This window comes from Lentibacillus kapialis (assembly GCF_014646635.1).
Classification (GTDB): domain Bacteria; phylum Bacillota; class Bacilli; order Bacillales; family Amphibacillaceae; genus Lentibacillus; species Lentibacillus kapialis.
Window position 1 is genome coordinate 45,459 of record NZ_BMNQ01000017.1, and the last position, 7,647, is coordinate 53,105.

At 41.7% G+C, this 7,647-nt stretch carries 5 protein-coding genes; 2 read left to right on the forward strand and 3 right to left on the reverse strand.

Annotated features, from left to right (window positions below; all coding sequences use genetic code 11):
• Nucleotides 1–11: 11 nt before the first annotated feature.
• Entirely contained in the window at nt 12–1,418 is a 1,407-nt protein-coding gene (locus IEW67_RS08115) for an MDR family MFS transporter (protein WP_188632564.1), read from the reverse strand.
• Between the two features lie 338 nt (nt 1,419–1,756).
• Between IEW67_RS08115 and IEW67_RS08120 the strand changes: the two genes are divergently transcribed.
• Nucleotides 1,757–2,809: a 2,3-butanediol dehydrogenase gene (locus tag IEW67_RS08120; protein WP_188632565.1), complete on the forward strand. Its 1,053-nt coding sequence runs from the start codon at nt 1,757–1,759 to the stop codon at nt 2,807–2,809.
• Between the two features lie 160 nt (nt 2,810–2,969).
• On the opposite strand, the gene IEW67_RS18140 is transcribed toward IEW67_RS08120, so the two are convergent.
• Nucleotides 2,970–4,385, reverse strand: coding sequence for an Rpn family recombination-promoting nuclease/putative transposase (locus tag IEW67_RS18140; protein ID WP_229671706.1), 1,416 nt, complete (start codon nt 4,383–4,385; stop codon nt 2,970–2,972).
• Nucleotides 4,386–4,580: 195 nt separating this feature from the next.
• On the opposite strand from IEW67_RS18140, the gene IEW67_RS08130 reads away from it, so the two are divergent.
• Nucleotides 4,581–6,101, forward strand: coding sequence for an AbgT family transporter (locus tag IEW67_RS08130; RefSeq protein ID WP_188632566.1), 1,521 nt, complete (start codon nt 4,581–4,583; stop codon nt 6,099–6,101).
• Between the two features lie 485 nt (nt 6,102–6,586).
• On the opposite strand, the gene IEW67_RS08135 is transcribed toward IEW67_RS08130, so the two are convergent.
• A complete protein-coding gene (locus tag IEW67_RS08135) occupies nt 6,587–6,919 on the reverse strand; it encodes a hypothetical protein (protein ID WP_188632567.1) in 333 nt (110 codons plus the stop codon).
• Nucleotides 6,920–7,647: the final 728 nt, after the last annotated feature.

The window sequence follows — 7,647 nt, forward strand, 5'->3', positions numbered from 1 at the left end:
CATTATATTAATCATCTATTTCCAGCAGATTGCTTCTTCTTTTCTAAAAATAAAGCGAGAAACAAGCCCGTTATAGCAAACAAAAAAGCGACGAAAAAGGCGGTTTTCACGCCGGTCAAATAATTAGCGGGCTGCATAGTCTCAGCTCCCGCCGCGGCACTGCTGATAAATGAGATAATGAATGTTAATCCCAGCGATCCTCCAAATTGACGAGCCGTATTGATGACCGCCGTCCCATGCGGAATTAGTTTATCAGGTAACGCATTGATGCCGGCGGTCATAATCGGCATATTGATCAATCCTACACCGGCCATAGCCATCATGAACAATACCATCGTTATAATAAACGGCGTATCAAGACTAAGAATAAAATGAAACCCGAGCGTGCTTATGCTGAGCAAAACAAAGCCAATTAGCGCAATGATTTTTCCGCCGTATTTATCAAACAAGTTTCCGGCGAACAACGACATGACAGCGAGTGTCAAAGCTCCGGGCATCACAATCAGACCACCGAGAAAGGCTGAATGCTGCTGAGCGTTTTGCACATACATCGGCAGCATGGTCTCAGTCGATATGAGCAAACTGAATGCCAGAATGGATATGAACGCAACAAGAGCAAAAACAGGCACTTTAAGTACGCGCAGTTCCAAAATAGGTACCTGAAGCCGCAGCTGCCGAATCACAAATAAAGCCAGCGCCACGGCACCGGCGGTCAGACCGGCAAGTGTTGCTGGGTCAGTGAATCCGCTCCCCTCCACCTGATTGAAAGCATAAAGCAATCCGCCAAAACCAACGGATGACAGTAAAATGGATAACAGATCAATGTTCGTTGGTTGCTGTTCTGTAACATTGCGCATATACAGATAAACCAAAAGCAGAATACACGCTGCAATCGGCAGAGTTAACAGGAATAAAGCACGCCAGTCGAAATAATTGACCAAGACACCGGATATTGGCGGGCCAACCGCGGGCGCAACATTAATGACAAGCCCGGCAAGCCCCATTGCAAATCCTCTTTTTTCCCTGGGATACATCAGAAACAAAATCGTTTGCATGAGCGGTATCATAATGCCTGAACCCATCCCCTGAAAAATCCGACCTACAAGCAGGATGGGGAAAGAAGGTGCCACTAGACAAATCAATGTACCGATTAAAAATAACAACATAGCACTCATCATCAGATTCCGAGTTTTAAACGTATCAATAAAATAAGCCGTTATCGGGATCAAAACGGCGATTGTTAACATATAACCGGTTGTCAGCCATTGCACATCAGTCGAGTTGATCGCAAACTCGTTCATGATTTTTGGAAAAGCTGTGATGAGCAGAAACTGTGTCAAAACAGATAAAAAGGAGGCCGATAACGTAATCGCCACAATCAATCTTCTATGAAAACGTGATAAATTCGTCGCATTCATCTTATCTGTCCTCCTTTATTTTTAACGCTTGATATGTTTATCTCGACACCATATTATATGTCCACAGGATGTTTCAACAATTGAATACAAATAAATGACCTTTTCAATCATATCACTGTAAAGCTCTTTTTACTATAATCAGGAACTGAGCAGAAAAAGTGCCATGTTGAAACTGCACGCGACATGTTTTATGTTCCCGATTCGATTATAATAGTAAAGCCAGACTGAAAAAACATGACACTATTCATACGGTAATAGGCACCTTGGTGTACCCAAAGCTAAAAAAGGGTATAGAGCAACGTGAGGGAATTTACTAAACATCCAAGGAGGTTTTTTCTATGAAAGCAGCAGTATGGCATGGGAAACAAGATATTCGCGTGGAAGAACGCGCAGTGCCTAACATTGCCGATAACCAAGTGAAAGTAAAAGTGGCCTGGACGGGTATTTGCGGCAGCGACTTGCACGAATATAGCGCTGGAGCAAGCCTGATACCGGAAAATGAGCCGGATCCACTGACAGGTAAACAAGCGCCATTAACGATGGGACATGAATTTTCCGGTATCATAGAAGAAGTAGGCGCCCATGTAAAGGACATTGAAAAAGGCGATCGCGTCGCTATCAACCCGTTAATTACTAAAGGCGACCACCCTGATCCATTAGTCGATATGTACGAAGGTTTTGGGTTTATCGGACTAACTTCGGACGGTGGATTTGCCAAACACGCAGTCGTTGATGCTAAACATGCGATTAAACTGCCACAAGGCATGTCCTTAGAACATGCGGCATTGGTCGAGCCTACCGCAGTAGCTGTTCAAGCGATTAAAGAATCCGATATGAGATTCGGTGACACAGCCGCAGTATTTGGAGCCGGACCAATCGGATTATTAACCATAATTGCCGCAAAAGCTGCCGGTGCCAAAGAAGTATTTGCGTTTGATTTATCTGATGCACGCCTGCAAAAAGCACAAGAAGTCGGGGCTACCCACACTGTTAATTCAAGCGAACAGGACCCTGTTGACTATATACACAATCTATATCCCGATGGCGTCGACGTGGCTTTTGAAGTTGCCGGCGTTGAACCTACTTTTAATCAGGCAATTGAAGTCACCCGCCCAAGAGGTATGATGACCATTGTGGCCCTTTACGAGAAACCGATACAGTTTGAACCGATGCAATTGACCGGAAGCGGCGTTCACCTGGCTTCCTCTTTGGCGTACGAACCTGACGTGTTCAAAAATACCATAACACTCATGGGGACCGGTCAAATCGATCCCACCCCTGTTATCACGGACCATATCGAGCTTGACGACATTGTTTCCAAAGGATTTGATGCGCTCCTCAGTGATAAATCCCAGGCAAAAATACTGGTGAAATTAAGCGGAGAGACATAATAAATAGCCCGTAAAAACAGCATCTGCCATTTACTCTGTTCCAGGAATTCAATGGCAGATGCTGTTTTAATAGTCATCATCTAGTCAAGACGACCCGAAAATGTTGTATTCGACAATATTCATCAAAATTCGTAACGTGACAGCCAGCCAAACCTACAGCCTATTCATGTGCTTCACGCTGGATGTCCGTAACTTCAGCCATAGTCAAACCTGTAGATTCTGCAACAAGCGCCATTTCCATACCATTTTGCAGAAGATTGCGGGCAATTGCCACTTTTGTGCTTTGTTCCGCCCGCTTTTCCTTTTGTTCTGCCTCTTTAAACCTTTGCTCCGTTCTTTTCGACTTTTGTTCCGTTTCCGTTGCCGTTTGTTGCTCCTTTTTCCTTTGTTCCACTTTTTGCTTTTCTTGCGCTATCGCTTGCTTTCTTTGCTCCAATTCTTGCTTTTCTCGCTCTAATTCTTGCTTTCCTTGATCCAACTCTTGCTTTCCTTGCTCTAATTCCTGCTCTCCTCGCTCTAATTCTTGCTTTCCTTGCTCTAATTCTCCCTTTCCTTGATCCAACTCTTGCTTTCTTTGCTCCAACTCTTGCTTTCCTCGCTCTAATTCTTGCCTTCCTTGCTCTAATTCTTGCTCTCCTTGCTCTAATTTTTGCTCTCCTTGCTCTATCGCTTGCTTTTGCAATTCCATCCTCCGTTTGAATGCTTCCTCATCCATGATTTGCTTCAAACGTGAATCGTAAATCAATCGCTGTTCCTGTGTCGTGCTCAGTTCTTCCCAGTTTTTAAAGGTTTTACGCAACGATTCGTCTTTCATGGAAATCACCTCCAGTTCTTTATAGACATCACGATAGATTTTCCCATTTCTATGATCGACCATACCAAGCAACAGCAACCATCTTGCTAACACGCTATTCCATGGGTCCAGTTTATCACGTTTCCAGTCTTTCATTAACTTAGATATCTCAATAAAATGAAATTCCATCACATTCGTCAGTTTGGCTTGACTCTCATCGTCGTATAAATGATACGAGCTGTGGAAGCGTTCCGTTTCATTGAAAAGGCTAAAATTCAAAATATTGATGGCAATGACCGGTCGCAACTCAGAATACGCCATTCCTTTTCCAAGTGGATGTGCATATGCCTTGGACCAATAATACAAGGAGCGTTTCATCATATCGTATTTGTTTGTAAATTGAATTTCTATATTAATCCATTCGTCAGCATCGGTTACGACTAACAGATCCAGTCTCGATTGCTTATCATCCCTATACTCCCCACCGAGTTCTGTATTTTCAAATGAAATGTCCCTGACTAGGTTTCTGCCAGTCTTTTGCAGGATAGCATTTAAAAATATGACGGTCATTTCTTTATTCTTTTCACTACCAAACAATTGCTTGAAGGCATAATCCACTTTCAAATCCATAAGTTTTTCCAAGGAGATACGTTTGGAGACTTTTGAGTGTTTGCTTTCGTCATTTGCACTCTTATCCCTTGAGTATTCACCTTGACCTTCCATAACTTGAATCATTGCGTTGTGATTTAGGGCTCTCTTATTACAACGTTCGGTCAGTATCATGGCAACGCTTCCTTTTATATGATATGAAGGTTTGACAGGGATGCTTTTCTGAATCTATTATATCATAACTTTCGTAATAGAACAAGTGTTCTTTTTTATAAAAATGACAAGTCCCCAAACCAAATAATTGACCGGTATTAAGGTGTTTGGTAGTTTTATAACCAATTATATTATTTGTGTTAAGGGAGGGGACATATGTCAACTCAACATGAACAAACATCCAGTTCAAAAAAAATATTGTTTCGCATATTGGATGGAATCGAGTGGCTGGGGAATAAGTTGCCTTCACCATTATTACTTTTTGCCCTATTAGCACTGATGGTTATTCTGGCATCGGCCCTGTTCTCCGGGGTTTCTGTCACCAATCCTACATCAGACGAAGTAATCAAGGTTCAAAATTTATTTTCAGTTGATGGACTGCAATATATTTTTCAGAATGCTGTTGATAACTTTATCGGTTTTGCCCCACTTGGTGCGGTGCTAGTGACTATGCTCGGGATTGGACTAGCAGAACAAACAGGACTGGTTCAGGCAGCATTGAAAGGAACTGTATTCTCTTTCCCTGCTAAACTATTAACAGCTGCTTTGGTTTTTGCTGGGGCAATGTCCAGTATTGCAGTGAACGCCGGCTATATTGTACTACCCCCCCTTGGTGCGGCTTTGTTTCTCGGACTGGGAAGACATCCGCTTGCCGGACTGACCGCAGCATTTGCCGGGGTGTCTGGCGGATTTGGCGCAAATCTGTTTTTAACCTCAACAGACGCTATCCTGGCCGAACTTACTTCGGAGGCTGCGGCAACGATTGACCCTGCATATGCAGAAACTATTGCAGTATCCATGAACTGGTTTTTTGCAGCTGTATCAATCATCCTGGTTACAGCTGTCGGCACATGGGTAACTACGAAAATTGTTGAACCGCGACTTGGGGCATATGAAGGAGAAATTGCGGAAGAGGAGCTCGCTACACTGTCAGCGCAGGAGAAAAAGGGGATGCGCTTTGCCGGGATAGGCTTCCTGATTACAGCTGTTGTCATGGCCTATTTATCAGCTGGACCACTGCGAGGCGACGGAAAATACCTTGAATCACCCTTTTTTGATTCACTTGTTTTTGTCATTTTCATTTTATTTTTTATTCCGGGACTAATTTATGGTATAACCACAAAAGTTATCCGGAATGACAAGGATCTGACACAGTTCCTGGGAAAAACAATGGCCAGTATGAGCGGGTATATTGCACTCGCCTTTACAGCAGGGCAGTTCATCGCCTATTTCAGGGAAACAAACATGGGAACAGTGCTTGCCGTTAGAGGGGCCGAATTCCTTAACAACACAGGATTCGACGGTTTTGGATTGATACTTGTATTTATTTTTATTACGATGGGAATCAACTTTTTCATTGGCAGTTCATCCGCCAAGTGGGTCATCCTGGCACCGGTTTTTGTACCCATTATGATGAACCTTGGCTATTCACCGGAATTCACAACTGTGATTTACCGCCTGTCAGATTCGGTCACCAATATCATTACGCCACTGTTACTATATTTTCCAATGATTATCGCATTTGCACAGCGCTATGATAAATCGATTGGAATTGGCACTTTAATTTCGATGATGATTCCATATTCCGTGGCATTTTTAATCAGCTGGGTTATCTTGCTGTTTGTCTGGATGCTGCTTGGTATTCCGGTTGGCCCTGGGGCGGAAATTTATTATTGATAGATTAGAAAGCTGTCATTAGAAAAACTCGGCATTCGCCTCGTCTTATAGCGAATGCCGAAGCTTTTCTTATAAAGTCATCCATATTTTATACTTTCTGACGTTACAAAATAGCCTAGTTCCTACTTTGACAGCTTTTTTATTTTCCTGAAAACCTCAATAGCAGTTTTCATCCAGCCAGATTGAAGACGTGCCTTATTCGACAAAATTCGGGTGGTGACAATACGTTAGCGGTCGGAACTTATTAAGTTTCGCAATTTGATATTGTTCCGGCTGTTGACCAAAATCTATGGTTGACAAATTAGATGTCATTTTGACGTCAGCAGTCGCTTCGGAAAAACACGACGCTTTCCGTGGGCTTGTCTTCAGCCTCCTCGAAAAAGAAGGTCGCTTTTTCTGCGGGGTCTTCACACTGCGCATTCCCACAGGAGTCTCCGTGTTTTTCCTCCGCTAGCTAGTTTCACTATTATATTCACTCATTCATTTCAACCATAGATTTTGGTGTTGACCCATTGTTCCTTTAATACAATTCTATCAAGTGTAATAAGTGCTCCGCCTTCTTCAAATTCAAAACCATTATTTAATAGTGTTGACATGATGTATTCCTCATCACCAGATACAGCATCGGCACTAATCAAGGCATCCTTTTCCTGATTAAAACTAAACATGTTATAAAAATTATATATGATACTACCAATGTGGATTGGTTCATTTATTCCCTCTTCCATAAAGGAACTGACACTTCCAAAGCCATGTACCATATTCAGTTCTTTGTCATATTCCCGGGAATAGTCAATATAAATTTCATCTATATCCATTTTGGCCTCCCTATTATTTATCGTTTTTTCTAATTTGCTGCGTCAAGCAAAAATCATTTAAATACTGGAGAATTATGACAAAACGACGAAAGTGTCCCTTGAGCATTCATCCAACCTGACATATGTCGTCAGAGATTATTCCCTAAACCGAATGGGGTCTATTAACCTAAGAGCTGTCACCACAAGAATATTTACAAATAAAGTCGTTACCAGGAAGGTAGATATAATAGGTACTATTGTATACACCGAATAAAATTCCTCATTAATAATTAATGTCAAAGGATTGAAAGATGCCAACTGTAAATTGCCTAAAATTACATTAACCAATATAAAATATGCACATGTCAATGTAAGTTTTTCAAATAAAAGTTTCGTGTAAACAATGTAAGAGCCAATTCTAGTCTGTATCCCAAAATATAGAAAGCACCCCAACATTAATACTGATAACACAAAGTATATACTTTGCAGTTGAGATGGCGTTACTCTAACAGAATCTAAATAATCACTAAGAAAATCAGGCAAAAATCACGTTTAACCCATTCATTGCCTCCATGAATGGTCCAGGATAAAAGTAAGAAATAATAGCAAATAACAGAAGAAAATTGATGATAGAATAATAATCGGACAACCCAAACAGAGAGATTTCCTAGTTTAGTATAATATAATTAAACTGGGAGGAATCATCACATGGCACAAAATAAGAAGCAATTTGATGCACAGTTCAAGCA

Bases quoted from the DNA above. Each gene is read 5' to 3' on its own strand.
- IEW67_RS08120 (WP_188632565.1), top strand. From the start codon at position 1,757: ATGAAAGCAGCAGTATGGCATGGGAAACAAGATATTCGCGTGGAAGAA.
- IEW67_RS08135 (WP_188632567.1), bottom strand. From the start codon at position 6,919: ATGGATATAGATGAAATTTATATTGACTATTCCCGGGAATATGACAAA.
- IEW67_RS08130 (WP_188632566.1), top strand. From the start codon at position 4,581: ATGTCAACTCAACATGAACAAACATCCAGTTCAAAAAAAATATTGTTT.
- IEW67_RS08115 (WP_188632564.1), bottom strand. From the start codon at position 1,418: ATGAATGCGACGAATTTATCACGTTTTCATAGAAGATTGATTGTGGCG.
- IEW67_RS18140 (WP_229671706.1), bottom strand. From the start codon at position 4,385: ATGATACTGACCGAACGTTGTAATAAGAGAGCCCTAAATCACAACGCA.